20 protein-coding genes and 3 pseudogenes are annotated in these 24,876 nt (G+C 69.4%); 14 read left to right on the forward strand and 9 right to left on the reverse strand.

From position 1 onward, the window contains the following. Positions 1-2 precede the first annotated feature (2 nt). Positions 3-3,083, reverse strand: coding sequence for a formate dehydrogenase-N subunit alpha (gene fdnG, locus FVA80_RS05535; protein WP_147908863.1), 3,081 nt, complete (start codon positions 3,081-3,083; stop codon positions 3-5). A 153-nt stretch (positions 3,084-3,236) separates the two neighbouring features. Continuing rightward, the gene (locus tag FVA80_RS05540) at positions 3,237-3,566 is read right to left on the reverse strand and encodes a hypothetical protein (protein WP_246692495.1); all 330 of its coding nucleotides are present in this window, start codon (positions 3,564-3,566) and stop codon (positions 3,237-3,239) included. A 158-nt stretch (positions 3,567-3,724) separates the two neighbouring features. On the opposite strand from FVA80_RS05540, the gene FVA80_RS05545 reads away from it, so the two are divergent. The 8 genes from FVA80_RS05545 (at position 3,725) to FVA80_RS05580 (ending at position 10,675) form a co-directional block, all read left to right on the forward strand. Beyond that, positions 3,725-3,910: a hypothetical protein gene (locus FVA80_RS05545; protein WP_147908861.1), complete on the forward strand. Its 186-nt coding sequence runs from the start codon at positions 3,725-3,727 to the stop codon at positions 3,908-3,910. A 385-nt stretch (positions 3,911-4,295) separates the two neighbouring features. Next, positions 4,296-5,282, forward strand: coding sequence for a sulfate ABC transporter substrate-binding protein (locus FVA80_RS05550; protein WP_147908886.1), 987 nt, complete (start codon positions 4,296-4,298; stop codon positions 5,280-5,282). A gap of 10 nt (positions 5,283-5,292) precedes the next feature. After that, entirely contained in the window at positions 5,293-6,147 is an 855-nt protein-coding gene (gene cysT, locus FVA80_RS05555) for a sulfate ABC transporter permease subunit CysT (protein WP_147908860.1), read from the forward strand. Further along, on the forward strand, positions 6,140-7,021 hold the full coding sequence (cysW, locus tag FVA80_RS05560) for a sulfate ABC transporter permease subunit CysW (RefSeq protein ID WP_147908859.1): 882 nt from the start codon (positions 6,140-6,142) through the stop codon (positions 7,019-7,021). Before cysT ends, cysW begins: the two co-directional genes overlap by 8 nt. 58 nt (positions 7,022-7,079) lie before the next feature. Then, the gene (locus FVA80_RS05565; protein ID WP_348644655.1) at positions 7,080-8,063 is read left to right on the forward strand and encodes an ATP-binding cassette domain-containing protein; all 984 of its coding nucleotides are present in this window, start codon (positions 7,080-7,082) and stop codon (positions 8,061-8,063) included. Between the two features lie 510 nt (positions 8,064-8,573). Next, on the forward strand, positions 8,574-9,257 hold the full coding sequence (locus FVA80_RS05570) for a hypothetical protein (RefSeq protein WP_147908858.1): 684 nt from the start codon (positions 8,574-8,576) through the stop codon (positions 9,255-9,257). 89 nt (positions 9,258-9,346) lie between these two features. Then, positions 9,347-10,396: a cysteine synthase A gene (locus FVA80_RS05575; RefSeq protein ID WP_147908857.1), complete on the forward strand. Its 1,050-nt coding sequence runs from the start codon at positions 9,347-9,349 to the stop codon at positions 10,394-10,396. 123 nt (positions 10,397-10,519) lie between these two features. Then, positions 10,520-10,675, forward strand: a complete 156-nt coding sequence (locus FVA80_RS05580; RefSeq protein ID WP_007563230.1) for a hypothetical protein — start codon at positions 10,520-10,522, stop codon at positions 10,673-10,675. A gap of 110 nt (positions 10,676-10,785) precedes the next feature. On the opposite strand, the gene FVA80_RS31025 is transcribed toward FVA80_RS05580, so the two are convergent. Further along, positions 10,786-11,298 carry a serine protease gene (locus tag FVA80_RS31025; protein WP_246692276.1) on the reverse strand — a complete coding sequence of 171 codons (513 nt, stop codon included), beginning with the start codon at positions 11,296-11,298 and terminating at the stop codon, positions 10,786-10,788. A gap of 1,170 nt (positions 11,299-12,468) precedes the next feature. Between FVA80_RS31025 and FVA80_RS30320 the strand changes: the two genes are divergently transcribed. Beyond that, the gene (locus FVA80_RS30320) at positions 12,469-12,645 is read left to right on the forward strand and encodes a hypothetical protein (RefSeq protein WP_187193595.1); all 177 of its coding nucleotides are present in this window, start codon (positions 12,469-12,471) and stop codon (positions 12,643-12,645) included. 32 nt (positions 12,646-12,677) lie between these two features. On the opposite strand, the pseudogene FVA80_RS05590 reads toward FVA80_RS30320, so the two are convergent. Together FVA80_RS05590 and ccrA are read right to left on the reverse strand one after the other, a co-directional pair. Then, positions 12,678-12,976 (reverse strand): annotated as a pseudogene (locus FVA80_RS05590) (alkylphosphonate utilization protein). 212 nt (positions 12,977-13,188) lie between these two features. After that, a complete protein-coding gene (ccrA, locus tag FVA80_RS05595; protein ID WP_147857214.1) occupies positions 13,189-14,475 on the reverse strand; it encodes a crotonyl-CoA carboxylase/reductase in 1,287 nt (428 codons plus the stop codon). A 390-nt stretch (positions 14,476-14,865) separates the two neighbouring features. On the opposite strand from ccrA, the gene FVA80_RS05600 reads away from it, so the two are divergent. From FVA80_RS05600 to blaOXA, 5 genes and pseudogenes are all read left to right on the forward strand, one after another. Further along, entirely contained in the window at positions 14,866-15,972 is a 1,107-nt protein-coding gene (locus tag FVA80_RS05600) for a DUF3616 domain-containing protein (RefSeq protein WP_187193596.1), read from the forward strand. A gap of 177 nt (positions 15,973-16,149) precedes the next feature. Continuing rightward, on the forward strand, positions 16,150-18,192 hold the full coding sequence (locus FVA80_RS05605; RefSeq protein WP_147910612.1) for a protein meaA: 2,043 nt from the start codon (positions 16,150-16,152) through the stop codon (positions 18,190-18,192). 70 nt (positions 18,193-18,262) lie between these two features. Continuing rightward, positions 18,263-19,300, forward strand: coding sequence for a glycosyl transferase (locus FVA80_RS05610; protein WP_147910611.1), 1,038 nt, complete (start codon positions 18,263-18,265; stop codon positions 19,298-19,300). Beyond that, positions 19,297-20,225 (forward strand): annotated as a pseudogene (locus tag FVA80_RS05615) (NAD-dependent epimerase/dehydratase family protein); the annotation flags it as partial. The gene FVA80_RS05610 and the pseudogene FVA80_RS05615, both read left to right, overlap by 4 nt. A 196-nt stretch (positions 20,226-20,421) precedes the next feature. Further along, positions 20,422-21,096 (forward strand): annotated as a pseudogene (blaOXA, locus tag FVA80_RS05620) (class D beta-lactamase); the annotation flags it as partial. A 51-nt stretch (positions 21,097-21,147) separates the two neighbouring features. Here the strand turns inward: blaOXA and FVA80_RS05625 are convergent. The 4 genes from FVA80_RS05625 to FVA80_RS05635 form a co-directional block, all read right to left on the reverse strand. Further along, a complete protein-coding gene (locus tag FVA80_RS05625) occupies positions 21,148-23,148 on the reverse strand; it encodes an SDR family NAD(P)-dependent oxidoreductase (protein ID WP_147957788.1) in 2,001 nt (666 codons plus the stop codon). 109 nt (positions 23,149-23,257) lie between these two features. Further along, the gene (locus FVA80_RS30325; RefSeq protein WP_187193597.1) at positions 23,258-23,416 is read right to left on the reverse strand and encodes a hypothetical protein; all 159 of its coding nucleotides are present in this window, start codon (positions 23,414-23,416) and stop codon (positions 23,258-23,260) included. Positions 23,417-23,507: 91 nt separating this feature from the next. Continuing rightward, on the reverse strand, positions 23,508-24,359 hold the full coding sequence (locus tag FVA80_RS05630) for a DUF1206 domain-containing protein (RefSeq protein ID WP_147910760.1): 852 nt from the start codon (positions 24,357-24,359) through the stop codon (positions 23,508-23,510). Positions 24,360-24,503: 144 nt separating this feature from the next. Then, positions 24,504-24,845 carry a hypothetical protein gene (locus FVA80_RS05635; RefSeq protein WP_147910761.1) on the reverse strand — a complete coding sequence of 114 codons (342 nt, stop codon included), beginning with the start codon at positions 24,843-24,845 and terminating at the stop codon, positions 24,504-24,506. Positions 24,846-24,876: the final 31 nt, after the last annotated feature.

A 24,876-nucleotide genomic window follows, 5' to 3' on the forward strand; every position in this document is an offset into this window, starting at 1 on the left:
CCTCAGGCGACCGCGTCGGACGGCGGCGTGGTCGGCTCGATATTCACGAGCCAGGCCTTGAACTCCGGCGTCTCGGTGTTCGCGTCACCCACCACGGGCGTCAGCGAGTTCGGGTGCCATCCTTTCTTCGTCAGGCCCATGAAGCCCCAGTGCTGCGGGATGCCGACGACGTGGACGGGCTTGCCGTCGCAGATCAGCGGCTTGATCCGCTTCGTCACCACCGCCTTGGCCTTGAGCGAGCCGCGCTTCGACCAGACGCGGACCCAGCCGCCCTTGGCGATGCCCTTCTCCTTCGCGAGCTCTTCCGAGATCTCCACGAAGGCCTCCGGCTGGAGGATCGCGTTGATCCGGGCGTGCTTGGTCCAGCCGTGGAAGTGCTCGGTCAGGCGGTAGCTCGTCGCCGCGTAGGGGAACTCGGTCGCGTCGCCAAGATCGGCCAGGTCGTCCTTGAAGATCCGGGCCGCCGGGGCGCCCTTGATCTTCGGGAACGGGATGTTGGCCATCGGCGACTCGAACGGCTCGTAGTGCGTCGGGAAGGGCCCGTCGCGCATGAGCCCCCGGGTCCACAGGCGGGCGACGCCCTCCTGGTTCAGGATGAACGGGCCGACGCCCTTATCGGGGGCGACGGTGACGCCGTAATCCGGGACGTCGAAGCCGATCCACTGCTTGCCGTTCCACTCTATGAGCTTCTTCTTCTCCGACCAGGGTTTGCCCTCCGGGTCGCAGGACGCCCGGTTGTAGAGCACGCGCCGGTTGGCCGGCCACGCGAAGGCCCAGTTCGGCGCGATGCCGCGGTCGCCGGGATCGGTGTTGTCCCGGCGGGCCATGGTGTTGCCCTTCTCGGTGTAGCAGCCCGAGTAGATCCAGCACCCGCAGGCGGTCGTGCCGTCGTCCTTGAGCTGGGCGAAGCCGTCGAGTTGCCGGCCCGCCGGCATGACGGTCCCGTTGAGGTCGGGCGTCGGCGCCACCGTGTAGCCGTTGAGCTCGCGGGCGAGCTCGGTCGGCGTCGGCGACTCGGCGATGGCGTAGTCCCATTTCAGGTTGACGATCGGGTCCGGGAACGCGCCGCCATCCTTCTTGTAGGCCGCCTTCACGCGGAGGAAGATCTCCGACATGATCTCGATGTCCGAGCGGCACTCGCCCGGAGCCTCCTGGGCCTGCCAGTGCCACTGCAGCCAGCGGCTGGAGTTCGACAGCGAGCCCTCCTCCTCCGCGAACAGGGTGGTCGGCAGCTCGAATACCTCGGTCTGGATCTTGGTCGGGTCGACGTCGTTGTACTCGCCGTGGTTCTCCCAGAACCGGGCGGTCTCCGTCTTGAGCGGATCCATCACCACGATGAACTTCATCTTGGAGAAGGCTTCCGTCATCTTGGTGCGATTGGGGAACGACAGCAGGGGGTTGAAGCCCTGGATGATGTAGCCCGTCATCTTGCCCTGCTTGGCGAGCTCGAACCCACGGATCACGTCGTAGGTCGGCACGTCGAGCTTGGGCAGGTAATCGTAGGCCCAGTCGTTCTCCTTCGTCGCCTTGTCGCCCCACATCATCTTCTGGAACGAGACGAAGAACTTGTTGTAGTTCTGCCAGTAGCTGGTCTGCCCCGGGCGCAGCGGCTTGAACTGCCGCTTGGCCATGTAGCTCCCGTAGTCCGGCTCCTTCTCCACGGGCAGGTTGAGATAGCCCGGGATGAGGTTCGACATCAGCCCGAGATCGGTCAGCCCCTGGATGTTGGAGTGGCCGCGCAACGCCTGCATCCCGCCACCGAGCATGCCGATGTTGCCGAGCAACGTCTGGACGATGCACATCGAGCGGATGTTCTGCGAGCCCTTGGAGTGGTGCGTCCAGCCGAGCGCGTAGAGCGAGGCCATCGTCCGCTCAGGGGACGACGTGGTCGCCATCAGCTCGCAGACCTTCAGGAAGGTCTCCTTCGGCGAGCCGCAGATCCGCTCCACCATCTCGGGCGTGTAGATGGCGATGTGCTTCTTCAGGAGCTGCATGACGCAGCGCGGATGCTGCATCGTCTCGTCGACCACGGCGTAGCCATCGGGACCGATCTCGTAGTCCCAGGTGGTCTTGTCGTAGTCGCGCTTGTCGGCGTCGTAGCCGGCGAACAGGCCCTCGCTGAAATCGTAGCCCTCGCGGACGACGTAGCCCGCGTTGGAATAGGCCGCGACGTAGCGGTGCTGCAGCTTGTCGTTGTCGATCAGGTACTTCGCGACGCCGGACAGGAACGCGATGTCGGTCCCCTGCCGGATCGGGCAGTACAGATCGGCCACCGACGCCGTGCGGGTGAAGCGCGGGTCGACGACGATGAGCTTGGCGTTGTTATGGGCCTTCGCCTCGACGACCCACTTAAATCCGCACGGATGCGCTTCGGCGGCATTGCCGCCCATCACGGTGATCACGTCCGCGTGCTTGATGTCCATCCAGAGGTTGGTCATCGCACCGCGTCCGAAGGAGGGCGCCAAACTGGCGACCGACGGACCGTGTCAAACCCTGGCCTGGTTATCGAAGACCAGGGCCCCCATGCTGCGGACTGTCTTGTAGGTCAGCCAGGCCGTCTCGTTGGTGGTGGCCGAGGCGCCGAGGAAGCCCGTCGTGGTCCAGCGGTTGACCGTGAGCTCTTCGTTCTTGGCCAGGAAGTTCTTGTCCCGATCCTCCTTGAGGAGGGTGGCGATCCGGTCGAGGGCGAAGTCCCAGGAGACGCGCTTGAACGCGGACGTGCCCGGGGCGCGGTAGAGCGGGTACTTCGTGCGGGTCTCCGAATGCACGAAGTCGAGCAGCGCCGAGCCCTTCGGGCAGAGGGTGCCGCGGTTGACCGGGTGATCGGGGTCGCCTTCGACATGCATCACCGAGGAGCGCGCGTTCTTCGAGCGGTCGCCGAGGCTGTACAGGATGACGCCGCACGCCACCGAGCAGTACGGGCACGTGTTGCGGGTCTCGCGCATCTGCGCGAGCTTGAACGGCCGCACTGCGGCGGCCATGGCCGGCTGAAGGCCGCCGAAGCCGAGTGCGCCGAGCGAGCCGCCCGCGAGGCCGGCGCCGGCCCCTTTGAGCAGGCCACGCCTAGAGACCTGGACCGTCATCTCCGCTCCTTCAAGGCGATCTGGTATAATTCCAGTGTGTCCCAAAAAAGCGTGCACGAGGCAAGTGTGGTTGCGTGACACACAGCCCGCTGATGTTTTAAGTTGATCGGCCCCTTGGATTCGGCAACATCGTCTTAAGCGCGTTGGCCTTTCTCACTTCGAGGGCGCGGCCGGGTTGGTGCCGGAGGGGCCGCCGGTGCGGTGGTCCAGCGGTGCCTGCGGCTCCGTCGCCGAAGACCCGCCGGTGTTGGCGCCGGGGACGGGCCGCTTGGCGTTCTCGTCGATGGAGTGGCCACCCGGGTTCGGCGCGTCCTTGGCGGCCGACTGCTCGCGGGGAACGGGGGCTTGGCTCCAGCCATCCTGGGCGCTGCGCGATTTGTCGCCCATGGCGTCGATGCCCTTGATCTCGCCGGGCTTGGTCTGGGCCAGGGCAGGCGCAGCCGTCGCGGCCACCATCAGGAATGCCGAGAGGGTCAAGGACATCGAGCGGGACAAAGGGTGAATCCGATCTGCGCGAGGGGTCATGGCCGGCAACGTGCCCCCGGCGTGGCCAGTTCCGAGCGCGGACATCGGCCATCCGTGACGGTCTCTTAACCAAGCTTTGCCATTCTCAGGGCGGGACACACGGGAGCCTCGGGATCATGACGAAGTCGTATCCGGAGCGCCCCTCCGAAGAGACCGCCTCCTCGACCGTGGCCCCGCTCAGCCCGAGCGTGCGGCGGCATCTCGGCCAGAACCTGCGCTCGGTCTACGACGACACGTTCGCTGCGCCGATCGACCAGCGCCTCGAAGCCCTGGTGAAGCAGCTCGGTAAAGCGAAGCCGTAAGCCGCGCCCCACTTCGGATCGCGGAGGCGCGCGGGCCCAGACGGCATCACGCGGCAGGTGCGTCAGCGCACACCAAGTCGTTCTTTCTATGAAACTCGCTCCTGTGGCGACATTCTTCTCCCTGTGCATTCCGCGGGAGAAGATCCATGTGCTCCGCCGAGGGGCGAACTCGGACACGCTTGTGTTTCCGGGAATTCCGCCGATCCTGCTTCAAGCGCACGAGGATGCGAGAGCCGCCGCCTGGCTTGACTTCGTTCGGTAAAACGAACGATCCAGGGTCCCTGGCGTGCGCCTCTTTGCAGCGCAACCGTGGCCGGCGGGGAGAATCGACGTGACGAAGAACGGTGCGGCACGGAACCGGGCTGTGGGGGCGCTCGGCCTCTCGATGCTGGTCGGCGCCGGCCTGCTGAGCGGGCTCCTGCCAGCAAACGCCGAGACCGCACTGCTGAACGTCTCCTACGACCCGACCCGGGAACTCTATCGCGAGATCAACGCGGTCTTCGCCGAGGCGTGGAAGGCCAAGACCGGCGAGGCGATCACCGTGCGCGCCTCGCATGGCGGCTCGGGCGCGCAGGCCCGGACGGTGATCGACGGCGTCGACGCCGACGTGGTCACGCTGGGCATCCCGTCGGATATCGACGCCATCGCCAAGCTCACCCGCAAGATCCCCGACGACTGGCGCAGCAAGCTCCCGAACGAGGCCGTGCCCTACACCTCGACGGTGGTGTTCCTGGTCCGCAAGGGCAACCCGAAGGGCGTGAAGGACTGGGCCGACCTGACCAAGCCCGACGTGAAGGTGATCACCCCCAACCCGAAGACCTCGGCCGGCGGACGCTGGAACTTCCTGGCCGCCTGGGGCTACGCCTACGGCCAGGACAAGGACACCGCCAAGGCGGATGCCTTCGTGGGCCAGATCTACAAGAACGTGCCCGTGCTCGACACCGGGGCACGCGGCTCGACCGTGACCTTCGCGCAGCGCGGGCTCGGCGACGTGCTGCCGACCTGGGAGAACGAGGCCTACTTGGTGCTGCAGGAGTTCGGCGCCGACAAGTTCGACATCGTCTCGCCACCGACCTCGATCTACGCCGAGCCGCCGGTGGCCCTCGTGGCGGTGAACGCCGAGCGCAAGGGCACCACCAAGGCCGCCCAGGCCTATCTCGACTTCCTCTACAGCGACCGCGCGCAGGCGATCTTCGCCAAGCACCATTACCGCCCGATCCGCCGCGAGGCGGCGGCGCCGGCCGACCTCGCCCAGCTCCCCGAAATCAAGCTGTTCAAGATCGAGGACATGCAGGGGTCCTGGGACGAGATCCAGAAGCGGAACTTCGACGCCGGCGGCCTGTTCGACCGGTTGAGCCGGGCCGGCCGCTGAGGCGGGAACCATGGTCGAGACATCGCGTCGCAAACGGACCTTCCGCCGTCCCAGCGTGATCCCGGGCTTCGGGCTCAGCTTCGGCTACACGCTGACCTGCCTCGGGCTCGTCGTGCTGCTGCCGCTCGCCGGGCTCGTGGCCAAGGCGTCCGGCCTCGGGCTCTCGGGGATCTGGTACGTGGCCACCGATCCGCGGGTGGCCAGCGCCCTGACGCTCAGCTTCGGCGTCTCCGCGGTCGCGGCGCTCACCGCCTCGGTGTTCGGCTTCCTGGTCGCCTGGGTCCTGACCCGCTACCGCTTCCCGGGCCGGAAGATCGTCGACGCGGCGGTCGACCTGCCCTTCGCCCTGCCGACCGCCGTGGCCGGCATCGCGCTCGCCGCGCTCTACGCGCCGGACGGGCTGCTCGGCGCGCCGCTCGCCCGTCTCGGCATCCAGGCGGCCTACACGCCGGTGGGGATCTTCATCGCCATGGTGTTCATCGGGCTGCCCTTCGCGGTGCGGACCGTGCAGCCGCTGATCGCCGAGATCGACAAGGAGATCGAGGAGGCCTCCGCCACCCTGGGCGCCACCCGGCTCGGGACCCTGACCCGGGTGGTGCTGCCGCCGCTGATCCCGGCTGTGCTCACCGGGTTCGCCCTGGCCTTCGCCCGGGGGGTCGGCGAATACGGATCGATCATCTTCATCGCCGGCAACCTGCCCTACGTCTCGGAGATCGCGCCGCTGCTGATCGTGATCAAGCTGTCCGAGTTCGACTACGGCGGCGCGGCGGCCATCGCCACGATCATGCTGGGCATCTCGTTCCTGACCCTGCTCGCCATCAACCTGATCCAGGCCTGGAGCCGGAGGCGCTTCGGCTATGTCTGAGATCTTCTCCCCGACCGTCGCGCCGGCCACGCGGGCGGAGCCCGTCGCCTCGGAGGGCGCCGGAACCCGGCTCGTCCTGATCGGGATCGCGATCGCCTTCCTGGCGCTGTTCCTGGTGCTGCCGCTGCTCGCGGTGTTCACCCAGGCGCTCTCGAAGGGGCTCGATGCCTTCCTGGCGGCGTTCCGGGAGCCGGATGCCTGGAGCGCGATCCGCCTGACCCTGACGGTGGCGGCGATCGCGGTGCCGTTCAACGTGGTGTTCGGCCTGGCGGCCTCCTGGGCGATCGCCAAGTTCGAGTTCCCCGGCAAGTCGCTGCTGATCACCCTGATCGACCTGCCGTTCTCGGTCTCGCCGGTGGTCTCTGGGCTGATCTACGTGCTGCTGTTCGGCTCGCAGGGCCTGTTCGGCACCTGGCTCATGGACCACGGGTTCCAGGTGCTGTTCGCCCTGCCGGGGATCGTGCTCGCCACGGTGTTCGTCACCTTCCCGTTCGTGGCCCGCGAGCTGATCCCGCTGATGCAGGAACAGGGTTCCGCGGAGGAGGAGGCCGCGCTGACGCTCGGCGCCTCGGGCCTGCACGCGTTCCGCACGGTGACGCTGCCCAACATCCGCTGGGGCCTGCTCTACAGCGTGCTCCTCTGCAATGCCCGGGCGATGGGCGAATTCGGGGCGGTGTCGGTGGTGTCCGGCCACATCCGCGGCCTGACCAACACCATCCCACTCCACGTGGAGATCCTCTACAATGAGTACAACTTCGTCGCCGCCTTCGCCGTCGCTTCGCTCCTCGCCGTCCTTGCCCTCATCACCCTCGTCCTCAAATCCTTCCTCGAATGGCGCTTCGCGGGCGACCTTGCGCACGGCCGCGCCCACTGACCGTCCCTCGACGGCGATCCGGGTCGAGAACGTCTCGAAGACCTTCGACACGGCCGCGGTGCTGCACGACCTGTCGATCGACGTGCGGGCGGGGGAGCTGCTCGGCCTGCTCGGCCCCTCGGGCTCGGGCAAGACGACCCTGCTGCGGATCATCGCCGGGCTCGACGCGCCGGACCGGGGCCGGATCCTGTTCGGCGACGACGACGCCACGGGGCTTGCCGTGCAGGAGCGGGCGGTGGGCTTCGTGTTCCAGCACTACGCCCTGTTCAAGCACATGAGCGTGGCCGACAACATCGCGTACGGGCTGAACGCGCGGCGCCGGGCCGAGCGGCCGGCCAAGCCTGAGATCAAGCGCCGGGTCGGCGACCTGCTCGACCTGATCCGGCTCTCGGGCTTCGGCGACCGCTTCCCGTCGCAACTCTCCGGCGGCCAGCGCCAGCGGGTGGCGCTCGCGCGCGCGCTCGCCGTCGAGCCGCGGGTCCTGCTGCTGGACGAGCCCTTCGGCGCGCTGGATGCCCAGGTCCGCAAGGACCTGCGCCGCTGGCTGCGCGAGATCCACGACCGCACCGGCCAGACCACGATCTTCGTCACTCACGACCAGGACGAGGCCCTAGAGCTGTCGGACCGGGTCGCCGTGCTCGACCGCGGCCGCCTTGAGCAGGTCGGCACCCCGGACGAGGTCCAGGAGCACCCGGCCTCCGCGACCGTGATGAAGTTTTTGGGCGATCACGTCGAAGTGGAAGCGCTGGCCGAGGGCGGCCGCGTGCTGGTGCGCGGCCGGGAGACGCCGGTGGCGGCGCCGGCCGGGATCATCGGCCCGGTCAAGCTCTACGTCCGGCCGTGGCAATTGCAGCTCGCCGAGCCAGAGGCGGCGCATCTCTCCGGCACCGTGCGCAGTTCCTACCGCAGCCAGGGCCGTCAGCGCATCGAGGTGGTCGATACCGAGGGACGGGTCCTGGCGGTGGAGGATTTCGACGGCATCCGCCACCCGGCCGGCCACCCGGTGGGCCTGCGGATTAATGGCGGGCATGTGTTCGGGTGAGTAGCCGGGCCTGGTTCAGAAGGCAGGCGCGGTACAGGCACCCTCAACCTGTTTGATCACCGGACGTCGCGCAACATTGGCCTCGCAGCAGAACGAGGATCGCTCAAGGCGTTGGCGACGCCGGTGCGCTGCAATGGCCCATTTGCAGCAAAACTCAAGAAGATTGTGCGAGATCCGAGGGTGGGATGGTACTCTTCTGCCCATTGTAATTTATATTGCAACTTGATGACGGAAATTATTCCATCCTGCGGGAATAATTAAAGACTTAGCGGGATATGTGACCAATAATTCGACAATTCCATTCTTGTTCACACGCAAAAAATCTTAGGAATGGAATTTTATCAGATTTAGCTTGAAATTTTTGCGAAATAATTCTTACTGCACAAACGTACTGCACATCCACCTCTTATTGACTCAGCAAATTTAGCTATGAACCACATATATACCCCGCAAAAAGCAACGCCAAAAGTATCATTCTCTCTGTTATCTGCAATGTTTCTGAGCGGATGCATGGCGAATCCTAATACGGCCCCTCTTTCTGAACACGCAGTCGCCGAGGCGAACCAAGCGCCTTCTATTGCCCGGTCGTCAGGAGCAGCAATCGTCGCCCGAGTTTCGATGGATGGTGACTATTGCGGACGAGGAAGGATACAATTGCATCAGAAAGTTAACGGATATATCGTTACAGATTCTGAAGTAGACATTGGACAAACACTTCCTGACGATTTTTTTACAATCGACAAGGCTAAAAATATATTTGATTTTGATGCATATGTCAAAGTTTTTAGTCCAGAAAATATTAAAAAATCTCTTTCGGTGGATTATATGAGTTATGGCTCAGACATTCGGACGAGCTTTCGTGCGATAAAGCCGGGCGAATATTATATTACCAGCGTATATTGCCAGATAAGCGATAAGAGAATTGTGTTCGGCTCCAAGGCTTTCGGATTCATATTCCCCGGACCAACTCGTCCCGTCCTCGGCGACAATTTTATTTCGATCAAGGCCGGGCAGATCGTCGATGCCGGTGTCGTCAACATCGTGACCGTCGATAAAGGATTCTTTTCCAGACCAACAGCATTCCTGTCTGGCCTGGAAACACCGCAATCATTTCGAAATATATTGAAAAATACCTTGTCAGGCCTGGAGTCAAAGCTCACGTATGCCAGATTTTCTGCAACGCCTGCCCGATAAATTTCAAAATCGACCGAGTAGAATCAAATTCATAATCATCTAACAAGATCGTCTTGCGCATACGCAGCTACGTATCCCATCCTCTACCCATGACGACCCTGAATCGCACAGCCCATCCCGACATCCTCTCCGCGGTCGGCCAGACGCCGCTGATCCGCCTGCGCCGGGCGTCCGAGGAGACCGGCTGCGAGATTTTTGGCAAGGCCGAGTTCCTCAATCCCGGCCTGTCGGTGAAGGACCGGGCGGCGCTGTCCATCGTGCAGGATGCCGAGGCGAAGGGCCTGATCCGGCCGGGCGGCATCATCGTGGAGGGCACGGCCGGCAATACCGGCATCGGCCTCGCCCTGGTGGCCTCCGTGCGCGGCTACCGGACGCTGATCGTCATCCCGGTCACCCAGTCCGAGGAGAAGAAGCAGACCCTGCGGCTCGCCGGCGCCCGCCTGGTCGAGGTGCCGGCGGTGCCGTTTTCCAACCCGAACAACTACGTTCACGTCGCCCGGCGGCTGGCGGAGCAACTCGCCGCCACGGAGCCGAACGGGGCGTTCTTCGCCGACCAGTTCGACAACGTCGCCAACCGGCAGGCCCACGTGGACGGGACCGGGCCCGAGATCTGGGAGCAGACCGGCGACCGGGTCGACGGCTTCGTCTGCGCGGCCGGGACCGGCGGGACGCTGGCCGGCACCGCGGCGGCCCTGCGGGCCCGGAACCCGGGCGTGCGCATCGCGCTCTCCGACCCGGAGGGATCGGCCCTCTACGCCCACTACACCACCGGCACCCTGAAGGCGGAGGGCTCGTCGATCACCGAGGGGATCGGCCAGGGCCGCATCACCCGCAACCTCGAGGGCTTCACCCCGGACCACGCCTTCCGGATCCCGGACCGCGAGGCGCTGGACATCGTCTTCGGCCTGATGCGGGAGGAGGGGCTGTCGCTCGGCGGCTCGTCCGGCATCAACGTCGCCGGGGCGATCCGGCTGGCCCGGGAGCTCGGTCCCGGCCACACGGTGGCGACGATCCTGTGCGACGGGGCGGCGCGCTACGCCTCGAAATTGTTCAATCCGGCCTTCCTGACCGAGCGCGGTCTGCCGGTCCCGGACTGGCTCGCGGCACCGCAGGATGTGTTGCCGGATTGGCACGCCTGAGATCTACCGCGTCATCCGGCGAATATCCCCGCAAAAGTGCGGCCCGGCGTTGAACGGAACGGATTGTCGCAGCGTTTCAACGGTCACGCTCGCAACAACAGCGACCGTCCGGAGAGCCTGTTTATGTCCCTCGTTACCATTCTCCTCATCATCCTGATCATCCTGGCCTTCGGCGGCGGCGGCTTCCTGGGCGGCGGCGCCTATCGCGGCCCAGGCTTCGGCCTCGGCGGCATCCTGCTCATCGTGCTGATCGTGCTGCTGGTGACCGGCCGCCTGTAAGCGCCCCTCGGACGCAGCCCTGCCGAAGCGTCTCCGGTTCGGCGGGCGCGTCCGAAGCAGCGTGCCCGCTTCATGGATCGGGGAACGTTCCCCGGTCCGCGAGGCGGGCCCTATCGACAGCTGATCCCGACGATGGCCGGGGCCACCGCGCCGGGCCCGGAATTCGGGGCCGGCTTCGCCTCGGCGACACGTTGGCCGGCCAGGAACGCCGCGATCGCTTGGGCCGGCACCAGGGCCAGGCGCGCGGGCGGCACGATGCCGGCGACACGCCGCACCGCCGCTGGATAGCGGGCGACGAGCCCGACGAGCCGCCCCGACCGGTCGAGCACAGGCGCTCCCGCGGAGCCCGGCTGGAGCGGCGCGATCACGCCGCCGGCTACGGCCGTGGCTGGCGCGGCCAGAACCCCGTCCGAGCCCGGGGCCAACGCGATCAGAACCTCTTCGGCGGCGAGCGTATCGGTCCGGACCGGCACCCGGATCGGGGCCGGGATGCCCGCCGCCTCGAGCAGGGCGAGCCCGGCCGGGCCGGTCGCGATCACCCGGGCAGGTACCGCCCCGACGCGCGGCGCGGGGCACCCCTCCAGCACCGAAGCGGCGGTGAGGACGCGCCCCGGCGCGATCACAAGTCCGTCCCGGCCTCCGCGCCGGCGGCGCTCGCGGGCGGCACCGCCGCGGCGGATGCCGGCGGCAGGTCCGCGGCGACCTTCGCGGGCTCGGGGCGGCAGCCGTCGGGAACGGCTCGAAGGCGTTGGCCACTGCGATCACCAGACGGCCGACCTCCGCGGCGAGCGCCCGGTCGTACCCGATCAGGAAGCCGCGCACGCCCTGCGGCCCGGCATCGTACCGAACGTAGGACAGGCCGGTTCCGGTCTCGGCGGTGACCACCAGGGAGTCCGGCCGGCGCAGCTTGTAGGTGACCTTGCGGGCGGGCAGCGGCGCGGTCAGCTGGTCGAACAGGCCGTCCAGGGTCTCGCCCCCGGGCGGGATGGCACGGGATTCCAGGGTCACGCGCCCGTCCGCGCTCTGCCAGCGGGTGCCGGCCTGCAGGGCCGTGCGCTTCGAGAACAGGCGCTCGGGCACGCCCATCATCGCACCGCTCGCCGGATCGACGGCGACCCGGAAGCGCGCCGCCGCCTTGGCCGCCGCGCCCGCCGCCAGCAGCGCCGCCCGGCCGCGCGGCTCTAGGGGATCGGCCCCGCCGGCCCGGGCGCGGTAGGCCGTCAGCGCGTCGAAGGTCCGGCGCCCGAACGCGCCCGAGACCACGGCGTTGAAATCACCGGTCCAGACCAGCGCGTCCTGGACCGCCTTGCGCTCCGCCTCGGGCAGCGCCTCGAACGCGACCCTGGTCGCCTCGAAGGCGGGATCGGGCAGGCGGGCAGGGGGCAGCCTTCCCGGAACGGGCTGGGCCCAGCCGGGTCGGCACCGGGCGATCCTGGGCGAACGCCGGCGCCGTCAGGCCCGCGAGCAGCAGGGCCGCCAGCAGAGGCCTCGTCCACCGGCCCCACGGGGGCGTCTCCGGACCCGGATCGTATCCTACCCCGCGCGAAGCCATCGCCGCCCTCGACACAAACCGCGGTAACCTTGCACCGCGGCAACCTTGGCAGAGCCTCCGCGCGCGCGCCAGACCGGGCGCGTGCGCGGAATCTGTTCGAACCGCCCCGCAGGCCCGTGCACGCGGCCGCGCGATGCGCTAGAGGGCAGGGGTCCGGCCTCGCGGGCCGGCCCGGATTCCGAATCGTCTCGGACCTCCTGCCGGCCGCGCGCCGCCGCCATGGTCCGACGCGGAGCCCGGCATGAGCGAGACGAGCAACACCTTCAAGAAGGCGCCCAAGCGCAAGCCCACCAAGGGCAAGAGCGTCAGCGTCTCCCCGGAGATGCGGCAGGCCTATGCCAACCTGATCCAGGAACGGGCCGAGAAGCAGGAAACCTACGGGCGGCACCTGCCGCAGGAAGAGACGCGCAAGCGGTAGAATTTCTCCGCCGCCGTCTCCTCCGGATGGGCTCAGCGCTTGCGCACGAACTCGGTGCGCAGGACGAGCCCCTTGATCGTGTCGTGGCGGCAATCGATCTCTTCGGGATCGTCCGTGAGCCGGATCGACCGGATGACCGTGCCCTGCTTCAGGGTCTGGTTCGCGCCCTTGACCTTGAGGTCCTTGATCAGCGTGACCGCGTCGCCGTCGGCCAGGACGTTGCCGGCCGCGTCGCGGGCCTCGGCCTGGCCGGCGCCGCGGCGGCCTGGCCAGGCGGGAGCCACTCGCCCGTGGCCTCGTCGTACACGTAGGATTCGTCGTCGCCGGCCAATGCCATAACCCCCGATGCCGGGTCCGGGCGCTGCGCCCGTCACCCTGCGCGTCCGCGCCCCTCACGCCGAATCGGTCATCGCCCCGGCGGGGGCTGGAACAAGCGCGGCCGTTCTCGCGCCGGGCCGAGCCCGGGGCAAGAGGGGAAGGCGGCGAGCAGTGGCCGGGGCCGGCGATCCGGCCTCCGCATGCGGGCGGAGGCCGGGGGGGGCGTCAGCGCTTGAGCGGACCGGCCTCGATCACGTCCTCGACCGTGCGCAGGCCGGCGCGCGGAGAGTTGACCAGGCAGGCCATGTTGCCGGGCGGGTGCTGGTTCTTCCACATCTTGGTGTGGGCCTGGGGGATCTTGTCCCAGGGGAACACCTCGCTCATGCACGGGTCGACCCGGCGGTCCATCACGAACTGGTTCGCCGCCGAGGCCTGCTTGAGGTGGGCGAAGTGCGAGCCCTGGATCCGCTTCTGGCGCATCCAGACGTAGCGGGCGTCGAAGGTGATGTTGAAGCCGGTGGTGCCGGCGCAGAACACCACCATGCCGCCGCGCTTCACCACCAGGGCCGAGACCGGGAAGGTCGCCTCGCCGGGATGCTCGAAGACGATGTCGACATCCTGCTTGCCGGTGATGTCCCAGATCGCCTTGCCGAACTTCCGCGCCTCCTTGGTCCAGGCGTGGAACTCGGGCGAGTTCACCGTGGGCAACTGCCCCCAGCAGTTGAAGTCCTTGCGGTTGATGACGCCCTTGGCGCCGAGGCTCATCACGTAGTCGCGCTTCGAATCGTCCGAGATCACCGCGATGGCGTTGGCGCCCGAGGCCGCGCAGAGCTGCACGCCGAACACGCCGAGACCGCCGGAGGCGCCCCAGATCAGCACGTTCTGGCCGGGCCGGACCGTGTGCGGCGCGTGGCCGAACAGCATGCGGTAGGCGGTAGCCAGGGTCAGCGTGTAGCAGGCCGCCTCCTCCCAGGTGAGGTGCTTGGGCCGGTGCATGAGCTGGCGCGACTGCACCCGGCAGTACTGCGCGAACGAGCCATCGCCCGTCTCGTAGCCCCAGATGCGCTGGCTCGGCGAGAACATCGGGTCGCCGCCGTTGCACTCCTCGTCGTCGCCGTCATCCTGGTTGCAGTGGACGATGACCTCGTCGCCGACCTTCCAGCGCTTCACCTTGGCGCCGACCTTCCAGACGATGCCGGAGGCGTCCGAGCCGGCGATGTGGTATTCGCCCTTATGCACGTCGAAGGGCGAGATCGGCTCGCCCAGGCCCGCCCAGACGCCGTTGTAGTTCACGCCCGCGGCCATGACGTAGACCAGCACCTCGTCGTCGCCGATGTCCCACACCGGCAGGACTTCGAGCTGGTGGGATTGCTCCGGGGGGCCATGACGCTCGCGCCGGATCGCCCAGGCGTACATCTTGGCCGGCACGTGACCCAGCGGCGGGATCTCGCCCATCTCGTAGAGATCCTTGACCTCACCGTCCGCCGGACGGACCGCACCGCTCGCAGCCATCTCGCTCTCCTCTCATCCCGCGCTGTTCTCACGGCCGCGGTTCTCTCCCGCGCTATAGCGGCGATGTCGGAGGCGTCCAAGTGGGCCGAAAGTCGAAATTGGAGGGTTTCGAACGTGAAAAAGCGCCCTGCCCAAGGCCGGCGCCGACGTATTCAAATTCGGCTTGCGAACCGACCAAGTATTATTCGGCGGGGGGCCACCGCCGACCGGACCCGAGACCTTCCGGGACGGGGCGCCGGACCGTCCGGTAGACTTTATACCACCGATGAGCCCGGACACGGCGCTGCGGCCACAGGGCATCCGCTCGACCGGCACCGCGTCGGGTGCGTCGGGAGTGGCTTTGGACTATCGCGAGCGGATCGAGACTCCGCTCCGGGGATGTGCCGCGCCATGCTCAACGTCAGCGCCATCCTCGGCCGCCCGGCCGAGACGGGTCTGCTCCGGATCGCGCTCGCCTGCGGGCTCGCGGCGCTGCCGGTGACAGTCTCGGCAAAGGATCAGTCCAAGCCGTGGAAGGTCAGCGGCAAGCTCCTCGGCGAGCCCGACCCAAAACATCCCGCCGAGGCGGAGCGGAGCGAGAAGGCCCGGGATGTGAGCGGCATCGCCTGCGCCACCGATACCGGCTTCCCGCGGATCTGCCTCGTGGCCGACGACGAGTCGCAGGGCGCCCAGGTGGCGATCCTGCGGGACGGCAGCCTCGTGGCCGGACGCTTCATCCGGCTGATCGACGCCACCCGAAACGGCAAGCCGCTGGAACTCGACGCCGAGGGCGTGGCCTATGCGGACGGCGCCTTCTACGTCATCGGCTCGCATGGCCGCCCCCGGCGCGAGCACGGCCAGGACGCCGAGGGCGACGCGCGGGCCGAGGCGACCCGGCACCTGTTCCGCATCCGCCTCGATCCCAACGCCGTGGACCCGGAGACCGGCCAGCTTCGCGCCGAGCCCGAGATCGCCGGCACGGCGGCGCTGGCGCGGATCATCGCCGACATCCCGGCGCTGGCCCCCTTCCACGACAGGGCCCTGGAGGAGGGCGGCGTCACCATCGAGGGCGTGGCGGTGCGGGCGGCCGGCTCCATGCCGGCCTGCGCGGCCCCGATGCTGGCGGATGGCGGCGCTGCGGTCGTGTCGGTGCCCCTCGCCGGCCTGTTCGACGGCAAGCCGGCCGCCGGGACCCTCGCCACGGTGGCGCTGGGCCCGGACAGCCGCGGGCAGAAGCGGGGCGTGCGCGACCTCGTGGCCGTGCCGGACGGCTTCCTGATCCTGGCGGGGCCGATGCACGACCCGGAGGGCGGGGCGGTCGCGGCCGGCGACTACACGGTGTTCGCGTGGGACGGCACGGGCGCGCCGCGCAAGCGCCTCGACCTGCCCGGCTACCCGGACCGGGAGAAGCCGGAGGCGCTGCTGCCCCTCGACGAGCGTTCGGACGGGCAGCGGGTGCTGGTGTTCTTCGACGGCCCGAAGGAGGGCGCCCCGCGCGCGCTCATGCTGCCGCGCTGATCGGCCGGGCCCTTCAAATCCGGCTGCCGGCCCGCACAAGTTTTTTAAAGTCTTTCCGAGCCCTCCCGGGCCGTCTTGCCCGTCTGTCACGGATGACGCGCTCGGCTGCCTTCGCTACGGTGCGGCCAAGACTGCGCCCCGCGCGCGGATAGTGAACAAGACCACAGGGAGGCCACGATGGGCGCGAGCGTCGCGGAGACCAAGGGCGACACGTCGAGCCGCGACAAGCCCTGGATCATCCGCACCTATGCCGGGCACTCGACCGCGGCGGAGTCGAACAAGCTCTACCGGGGCAACCTCGCCAAGGGCCAGACCGGCCTGTCGGTGGCCTTCGACCTGCCGACCCAGACCGGCTACGACCCGGACCACGAGCTATCGCGCGGCGAGGTCGGCAAGGTCGGCGTCTCGATCGCGCATCTCGGCGACATGCGGGCCCTGTTCCAGGACATCCCGCTCGCCCAGATGAACACTTCGATGACCATCAACGCCACGGCTCCGTGGCTGTTGGCGCTCTACCTGGCGGTGGCCGAGGAGCAGGGCGCCCCGCTGGACGCGCTCCAGGGCACGACCCAGAACGACATCATCAAGGAGTACCTGTCGCGCGGGACCTACGTGTTCCCACCCGCGCCCTCGCTCCGGCTCACCAAGGACGTGATCCTGTTCACGACCAAGAACGTGCCGAAGTGGAACCCGATGAACGTCTGCTCCTACCACCTGCAGGAGGCGGGGGCGACGCCGGTCCAGGAGCTGTCCTACGCGCTGGCCATCGCGATCGCGGTGCTCGACACGGTGCGAGACGACCCGGAATTCGACGAAAAGAGCTTCTCCGACGTGTTCGGCCGGATCTCGTTCTTCGTGAATGCCGGGCTGCGGTTCGTCACCGAGATCTGCAAGATGCGGGCGTTCGCCGAGCTCTGGGACGAGATCGCCCAGGAGCGCTACGGCATCGACGACCCGAAGAAGCGCATTTTTCGCTACGGGGTCCAGGTCAACAGCCTCGGGCTGACGGAACAGCAGCCGGAAAACAACGTCCACCGCATCCTGATCGAGATGCTGGCCGTGACGCTCTCGAAGCGCGCCCGCGCCCGGGCCGTGCAGCTGCCGGCCTGGAACGAGGCGCTCGGCCTGCCACGGCCCTGGGACCAGCAATGGTCCATGCGCATGCAGCAGATCCTGGCCTTCGAGACCGACCTGCTCGAATACGAAGACATCTTCGACGGCAGCCACGTGATCGAGGCCAAGGTCGAGGCGCTGAAGGTGCAGACCCGGGCCGAGCTGGAGCGGATCGGCGGCATCGGCGGCGCGGTCGCCGCGGTGGAGACCGGCGCCCTGAAGCGCGCCCTGGTCGAGTCGAACGCCAAGCGGATCTCGGCGATCGAGGCCGGCGAGCAGATCGTCGTCGGCGTGAACAAGTGGCAGCAGGGCGAGCCCTCGCCGCTCACCGCCGGGGAGGGCGCGATCTTCTCCGTGTCCGAGACGGTGGAGATGGAGGCGCAGGGGCGCATCCGCGACTGGCGGGGCAAGCGCGACGCCCAGGCGGTCGGCCGGGCGCTCGACGCCCTGGAGCAGGCCGCGCGCTCCGGCGCCAACATCATGCCGGTCTCGATCGAGGCCGCGAAGGCGGGGGTCACCACGGGCGAGTGGGGCGAGCGCCTGCGCCAGGTGTTCGGCGAGTACCGGGCGCCCACCGGGGTCAGCCCCGAGACCGTCTCCTCCGGGGCGGCCGACGAGGCCAAGCTCCTGATCGCCGATCTCGGGGAGCGCCTGGGCGAGACCCCGCGGCTGGTGGTCGGCAAGCCCGGCCTCGACGGCCACTCGAACGGCGCCGAGCAGATCGCGCTGCGCGCCCGGGACGTCGGCTTCGACGTCACCTACGACGGCATCCGGCAGACCCCGGCCGAGATCGTCGCGAAGGCCAAGGAGACCGGCGCCCACGTGGTCGGGCTGTCGATCCTGTCGGGCAGCCACGTGCCGCTGGTGCGCGAGGTCCGCGCCCAGATGCGCGAGGCGGGGCTGGACCACATCCCGGTGGTGGTCGGCGGCATCATCTCGCCCGAGGACGAGCTGGTCCTGAAGAACATGGGCGTGCGCGCGGTCTACACGCCCAAGGACTACGCCATCGACGCGATCATGATCGGCTTGGCCAAGGTGGTGAACAAGAGCCTGGACCGTGCGTCGGGCCCGGCGGAACCGCCGCGGGAGGGCGCGCAGGTTTATTGAGGCGCATCCCGACCGGGAGGCGGGCTGGCGCGCCTTCCCGGGCACGCCCCGGATCGCGTAGGACGGCGCGATGCCGTCCGCGCTCGACACGATCCTCCTCCTCGCCGTCCCGCTCGCGGCCGCCCTGTCGGCCGGGTTGATCCTGCGGTTGCGGCCGGTGCTGCAGCGCTACGCCCTGGCGCGGCCGAACGCGCGGTCGAGCCACACCGTGCCGACGCCCCAGGGGGGCGGGATCGCCGTGGTGACCGCGCTCGTGACGATCTCGGGGCTGCTGATCGCGGCGCCGGAGATCGGCGGCCGGCCGGACTGGGTCCGGCTCGCGAGCGGCACCCTGGTCCTGGCGCTGCTCGGCGCCGTGGACGACCTGCGGCCATTGCCGGCCGGCCTGCGGCTCGCCGTTCAGGCGGGCGTGGTCGGCGTGTTGGTCTGGCACCTCGACGGCCGTCTGCTGCCCGGGGCGCCCCTGTGGCTCGAGCGCGGCCTCGCGCTGCTGGCCGGGATATGGTTCGTTAATCTGACGAACTTCATGGACGGGCTCGACTGGATGACGGTGGCCGAGATCGTCCCGGTCTCGGGCGCGCTGCTGCTGCTCGGGCTCGCCGGATACCTGCCGGCGCTGCCGGCGCTGGTGGCGGCCTGCCTGCTCGGGTCGATGCTGGGCTTCGCGCCGTTCAACCGGCCGGTGGCAAGTCTCTTCCTCGGGGATGTCGGCTCGCTGCCGGTCGGGCTCGTCACCGCCTGGCTGCTGTGCCAGCTCGCCCTGGCGGGGGGGCTCGCCGCGGCGCTGCTGCTGCCGCTCGCCTACCTCGCCGATGCCAGCCTGACGCTCGCCGCCCGGGTCGCCCGGCGCGAGCGGGTCTGGGAGGCGCATCGCGGTCATCATTACCAGCGCGCCACCGATCACGGCCTGACCGTCCCCGGCGTCGTGGCGCGGCTGTTCGGGGTCAACCTCGTGCTGGCCGGGCTCGCCGCCGCGACCTTGCTTTGGCCGTCCTGGCCGGTCACGCTCGGAGCGCTCGCGGCTGGGCTCGCCCTGGTCGCGGCCCTGCTCCGCCGCTTCGCCCGCGCCCCCGCGCCGGCTCCAGCCGAAGGTGCCGCACGCCCGTGACCGGATTGATCGCGCTCACCGGGGCCACCGGCTTCATCGGCCGCCACCTGCTCGCCGACCTCACCGCCCGCGGCTACCGGGTCCGGGTGCTGCTGCGCCGGCCGACCGCGCTGCCGGAGGGCGCCGCGAGCGCGGTGGTCGGCGACCTGACCCGCCCGATCAACATGGCGGCGGCGCTCGCAGGCGTCGACGCGGTGGTGCACTCGGCGGGCCTCGCCCACGCCAACCTCACCACGTCCCTGTCGGGGGCCCCCGAGGACGATTACCGGACGCTCAACACTGAGGCGACGCGCAAGCTCGCGGAGGCGGCGTCCCGCGCGCGGGTGCGCCGGTTCGTGTTCCTGTCCTCGATCCGCGCGCAGGTCGGCGCCAGCGCGCCCGGCGTGGTCGGGGAGGGCGATGAGCCCCGGCCCACCGATGCCTACGGCCGCTCCAAGCTGGAGGCCGAGCGGGCGCTGGCCGAGACCGGGCTCGACTGGGTCGCCCTCCGCCCGGTCCTGGTCTACGGCACCGGCGTGAAGGGCAATATGGCCGCGCTGCTGCGGCTCGCCCGCAGCCCCTACCCCCTGCCGCTCGGCGGGCTGGCGGCGCGGCGCTCGCTGATCTCCCTGGAGAGCCTGTCGGGCGCCGTGGACGCGGTTTTGCGGGCGCCCGACACACTCCGCGCCGCGCTGATCGCCGCCGACCCGGACCCGTTGAGCTTGGCCGAGATGATCGCGGCGCTGCGCACCGGCCTCGGCCGCAAGCCCGGCCTGGTCCCGGTGCCGGCCGGGCTCCTCGGCCTCGCCTGCCGGCTGACCGGCCGGGAGGCTCTGTTCGCCCGCGTCGCGGAGGGCCTGGAAGCCCGCGCCGACGGCCTCGCGGCGCTGGGATGGCGCCCGCCGCGCCGACCCGGGACGGGCTGGCCCGGCTGGCGCGGGACGGGGCTGAGCGCCGCCGGCAGCCTGCCCGAGCCCACGCCCTACGTCCTGACGAGGCGCACGATCGACATGCGGATTTCGGCAATTCTCGCCCTGGGCATTGTCGCGCTCGCCGGCCCGACGCATGCGAGTGACGTTGTCTGTACCGCGCTTGCCGATGCCACGGACGGTCGCATCCTGCTCCAGCGCGGCGATTGCAGCCGGCGGGTCACGCCGGCTTCGACGTTCAAGATCGCCATCAGTCTGATGGGCTTCGATGGCGGCTTCCTCGCGGACGTGCACGACCCGGCCCTCCCGTTCCGCGAGGGCGACGCCGCCTGGAATCCGGCTTGGCGGAAGACCGTCGATCCCGAGAGCTGGATCCGCGATTCGGTGGTCTGGTACTCGCAGCGGATCACACGCGCCCTCGGCGCGGATCGGTTCCGAGCCTATGTGACCCGGTTCAGGTACGGCAATGCGGACGTGTCGGGCGATGCCGGCCAAGCGGACGGTTTGACGCGAGCGTGGCTGAGTTCATCCCTGGCGATCAGCCCGCTGGAGCAGGTCGCTTTCCTGAGCCGGCTCGTCCGGCATGACCTGCCCGTCTCAGACGCGGCTCTGGCGATGACCGAAACCCTTACCCGGATCGAGGCCCCCTCGGATGGCTGGGAGATCCACGGCAAAACCGGCACCGGGTTCCCGCGCAACCCGGACAGCTCCCTCGACGAAGCGCATGGCTATGGATGGTTCGTCGGCTTGGCACGCCGCGGTCCCCAGACCGTGGCCTTCGCGCGCCTCATCCAGGACGACCGGCGCGAGGCCGGGCCGGCCGGGATCCGTGCGCGCGTGGCGATGATCGCCGAGCTGCCCCAGCTCTTTACGGAGGTGGGGCGCTGATCGCGCGGCGGCCTGCCAGGACTTTCCGTCGTGTCGGAGCCGCCGGCCCGATCAGCCGATCGCAGCGCTCGCCGCACCCGCCATAGGCCCGGCCTCGACCGCCGCCCCGGCCGGGGCAGGATTCCGCCCGGCCGGCCGTTGCGCATGGCGTTCGCGGAAATGCGGCACCGCCGCCTCGAACACGGCTTCCGCGGCTTCCCGGTCACCCGCCGCGACGGCCGCCCGCAGCTGCGCCACCCAGGCGTCGAGCCGGGCCCGGTCGGCGAAGACCGGGCGGGCCGCCATCACCCCGTCGATGCCCGGCAGGGTGACCCGGGGCTCCTCCCGGGCGAACAGGATCTCGTTGAGGCGCTCGCCGGGCCGGGCGCCGGTATAGGCAATCTCGATCTCAGCCCCCGGCTCGAACCCGGCCAGCCGGATCATGCGCTCGGCGAGTTCGGCGATCCGGACCGGCTGGCCCATCTTGAGCACGTAGACCGCGGCGCGATCCGCCTCCGGGGCGGCACGGCCCTCGCCGTCCGCGTGCGAGGCGGCCGTCAGCACGAGGTCGCAGGCCTCGCGCACGGTCATGAAGTAGCGGACCATGTCGGGATCGGTGACCGTGACCGGCCCCCCGCGGGCGATCTGCGCCTTGAACACCGGCACCACCGAGCCGACGGAGCCGAGCACGTTGCCGAAGCGCACGGCGATCAGCCGCGTGGGGTGGCCTGGGCGGGCCGACTGCTCGGCGTCGAGCGCCTGGGCGACCATCTCGGCGAAGCGCTTGGTGACGCCGAGCTGCGACACCGGCTCGATCGCCTTGTCGGTGGAGACCATCACGAGGGCCCGGGCGCCGGCCGCCACCGCGGCGTCTGCGACGTTGATCGAGCCGAACACGTTGGTCTTGATGCCCTCCTGCCAGTCACGCTCCAGGTAGGGCACCTGCTTGAGCGCGGCGGCGTGGACGACGCACTCGGGCCGGAACGCCGCGATGACCTGATGGACCCGCTCCCGGTCGCGGATGTCGGCGAGGACGCCGGTCACCGTGGCCTGGGCGGACAGGATGGCCGGGTGGCTCAGGATGCCGTGCAGGGCCGGCTCCGAGGATTCGAGCACCAGCACCGCGGCGGCCCCGAAGGCCACGGCCCGCAGGCAGATCTCGGAGCCGATCGAACCGCCGCCGCCCGTCACCACCACTCGGCGGCCGGCCAGGAACGTCTCCAGCCGCGGCCGGTCGATCGCCACGGTGGGGCGCAGGAGCAGGTCCTCGATCTCGAGCGGCGCCAGCTCGGGACCCTGCGCGCCCTCACCGAGCCCGACCACCCGGGCGAGCGGAAGGCCGAGCCGTCGGGCGCGGGCGATGAAGGTCGTCGGGGCGGCCTCCGGCACGAGGGCGCTCGGGGCCGCCACCAGCCGCCGCACCGGCTCGCCGCCCGCCGCGAGGTCGGCGACCACGCGCTCGAGGTCCGAGAAGCCGCCGAGCACCGGAACGCCGCGCATGAACTGCCCGGTCTCGTCCGCCCGGGGCGACAGGATCCCCCGGGGCGCCAGCTTCTTCACCGAGCCCGCCTCGATGGCGCGGATCAGCACGTCGATGTCGGCGCCACGCCCGAGCAGCAGCGTCGGCACGGTGGCGGCCCGGGCGCTCGATTGCCGGGAGCGGCTGTCCTTCAGGTACCGGAACGCCAGGCGCGCGCCCCCGAGCAGAAAGATCTGCAGCACCCAGTACAAAAGGATCGCGATCTTGCCGAAGAAGTAGAAACCGTACAGGTCGGCCGAGACCAGGACCCAGTCGATCACCAGAAGGGCCAGCGCCAGGACGCTAGCGGCCCGGACGATCCCGGCGAGGTCCTGCAGCGAGGCGAAGCGCCACTTGGTCCGGTACAGCCGGAACCGGCCGTAGACCAGGCCGGCGAACAGGAGGAAGGGCGGCAGCAGGAGCGGCAGGGCGTGCAGGCGCTCGGCCAGCATGCCGCCCTGGAAGCGGAACAGGAAGGTGAGCACCACGGCGGCGGCGGTCGCCGCGAGGTCGTGGGCCACCATCACCGCGATCTTGTAGAAGCGCTGCTGCATCGGGGGCCGGATGGGGTGCCGCGCGGTATCCGCCGCGGCACCCGCCCTGTCAACGCGAGCGATCAGCGCGCAGCTGGCCGCCTCGGGGGCATCCAGCCGGCGAAACGGCCTACTTGACGATCGCGCCGGAGAAGCCGGTCTTGAAGTTCTTTTGGTAGGTCCGACCCTTGAGCGGGTAGATCTTGTCGACCAGCAGGATCCTGACGCGCTCGTTGAAATCCTCGGTCGTAACCGTTTGTGCTCGACCAGTAATAAGAGTCCGGGCCATTATCGCCTCCGCGTCGTCGCCCAGGGCACGGAATTGCGCGGAGGGTGAACTCTACATGGGGCACGGGCGACAATTTACAAAGACTTATCTTTCACGACAAAGCCCGGACTGCCGCCCCGGCCGCATCGTCCACCCGGTCGATGTCGGGGGCGTCGATGTGCCGGTAGCGGGCCTGGATCAGCCCGAAGGCCCCGAAGGCGGCGTGGCCGGCCGCGACCAGGCCGAGCAGGATCCAGCCATAGGGCTGCGCGCGCAGCAGCGCGAAGGCTTCGGTCAGTCCCTTCGCGTCCGACGAGCGCTGGTGCCAGGCCGCCGCAACCAGGAAGCCGCCGATGATCAGGAAGGCGATGCCCCGGGCCGCGTAGCCGAAGCGGCCGACCGGGCCGGCCCAGCGCTCGCGGGCCTCGGCGTCGAGGGCGAGCCGGTCGGTGACGTCGCCCCGCCAGGCCTTGCCGAGGAACCCGAAGCCGCCGCCGATCACGCAGAGCCCGCCCAGGGCCACGAGCCAGCGGCCGAACGGCTTGGACAGGAGCCACGCGGTGCCGTCGTGCATGCCGTCGCCGCCGCTCATGCCAAGGCCGAGGCTGAGCGAGGCCGCGCTGACGGCGAGGCCGATATAGATCGCCGCGCTGACCAGGTGGGCGCCGCGCACCGCCAGCCCCTTGGCGGACGTGCCCCGCCGGTCGGCATCGGTCACGCCCTCGACGAAGCGCCAGAGCGCGAAGCCGGCAAGCCCCAGGGCGATCAGCCCGACGACCACCGCGCCGAACGGCCCGGCCAGCACCGCGCGCAGGGCATCCTTGCTGTCGCCGGCCCGGCCGCCCTGGCCGATCGCCGCGAGCAGCGCCAGGGCGCCGACCACGACGTAGACGGTCCCGCGGGCGCCGTAGCCGAAGCGGGCGATGCGCTCGATCGTGTTGCGGCCACCGGGGACGGGCCTCATGCGCGGCACCGGGCGAGTCGGGGTTCTAGATACGGCATGGGCGGGATCCGATGGCGTGGGACCGTTCAACGCCCGGATGCCCACGCGCGATCCGTTGCCGGCTCTACAGCAGGCGCCGGATCACAGGGCCGGTACGCGGCCGGATCACATCGGCGTCCGGTCCGCCCGGCCGGCCAGGGCGACGTAGAAGCCGAGCCCGTCCTGGGCCGGCAGGGTATGCAGGCGTTCGATCAGCCCGCGGCGCTTCGCGTCGAGGAGCAGGCGGCCCGCGGGCTGGAACAGGGTCTCGCCGCCGCCCTCCGGGGGCGGGTCCAGGCGGATCGCCACGGTCTTGCCCTTGGCGAAGCGGCTGCGCTCCAGCATGTCCTTGAGCGACGCCTCGGCGGTCGCCCGGTTGGTGCCGCGCAGGTCGAGCACCGATTCCGCATCCGTCACGCCGAGGGCGCCGCGTAGCTTGGCCGCGTAGAAATCTTCGAAGTGGGGCAAGTCGGTGCCTTGACGCTCTGCTGGGCCGGGG

It is taken from the genome of Methylobacterium sp. WL1, assembly GCF_008000895.1.
Lineage (GTDB): Bacteria > Pseudomonadota > Alphaproteobacteria > Rhizobiales > Beijerinckiaceae > Methylobacterium.

What these genes read in the sequence shown, in the direction of transcription:
- FVA80_RS05540 (WP_246692495.1), bottom strand. Translation starts at nt 3,566, where the DNA reads ATGTCCTTGACCCTCTCGGCATTCCTGATGGTGGCCGCGACGGCTGCG.
- FVA80_RS05545 (WP_147908861.1), top strand. Translation starts at nt 3,725, where the DNA reads ATGACGAAGTCGTATCCGGAGCGCCCCTCCGAAGAGACCGCCTCCTCG.
- FVA80_RS05550 (WP_147908886.1), top strand. Translation starts at nt 4,296, where the DNA reads ATGCTGGTCGGCGCCGGCCTGCTGAGCGGGCTCCTGCCAGCAAACGCC.
- cysT (WP_147908860.1), top strand. Translation starts at nt 5,293, where the DNA reads ATGGTCGAGACATCGCGTCGCAAACGGACCTTCCGCCGTCCCAGCGTG.
- cysW (WP_147908859.1), top strand. Translation starts at nt 6,140, where the DNA reads ATGTCTGAGATCTTCTCCCCGACCGTCGCGCCGGCCACGCGGGCGGAG.
- FVA80_RS05570 (WP_147908858.1), top strand. Translation starts at nt 8,574, where the DNA reads ATGGCGAATCCTAATACGGCCCCTCTTTCTGAACACGCAGTCGCCGAG.
- FVA80_RS05575 (WP_147908857.1), top strand. Translation starts at nt 9,347, where the DNA reads ATGACGACCCTGAATCGCACAGCCCATCCCGACATCCTCTCCGCGGTC.
- FVA80_RS05580 (WP_007563230.1), top strand. Translation starts at nt 10,520, where the DNA reads ATGTCCCTCGTTACCATTCTCCTCATCATCCTGATCATCCTGGCCTTC.
- FVA80_RS30320 (WP_187193595.1), top strand. Translation starts at nt 12,469, where the DNA reads ATGAGCGAGACGAGCAACACCTTCAAGAAGGCGCCCAAGCGCAAGCCC.
- ccrA (WP_147857214.1), bottom strand. Translation starts at nt 14,475, where the DNA reads ATGGCTGCGAGCGGTGCGGTCCGTCCGGCGGACGGTGAGGTCAAGGAT.
- FVA80_RS05600 (WP_187193596.1), top strand. Translation starts at nt 14,866, where the DNA reads ATGCTCAACGTCAGCGCCATCCTCGGCCGCCCGGCCGAGACGGGTCTG.
- FVA80_RS05605 (WP_147910612.1), top strand. Translation starts at nt 16,150, where the DNA reads ATGGGCGCGAGCGTCGCGGAGACCAAGGGCGACACGTCGAGCCGCGAC.
- FVA80_RS05610 (WP_147910611.1), top strand. Translation starts at nt 18,263, where the DNA reads ATGCCGTCCGCGCTCGACACGATCCTCCTCCTCGCCGTCCCGCTCGCG.
- FVA80_RS05625 (WP_147957788.1), bottom strand. Translation starts at nt 23,148, where the DNA reads ATGCAGCAGCGCTTCTACAAGATCGCGGTGATGGTGGCCCACGACCTC.
- FVA80_RS30325 (WP_187193597.1), bottom strand. Translation starts at nt 23,416, where the DNA reads ATGGCCCGGACTCTTATTACTGGTCGAGCACAAACGGTTACGACCGAG.
- FVA80_RS05630 (WP_147910760.1), bottom strand. Translation starts at nt 24,359, where the DNA reads ATGAGGCCCGTCCCCGGTGGCCGCAACACGATCGAGCGCATCGCCCGC.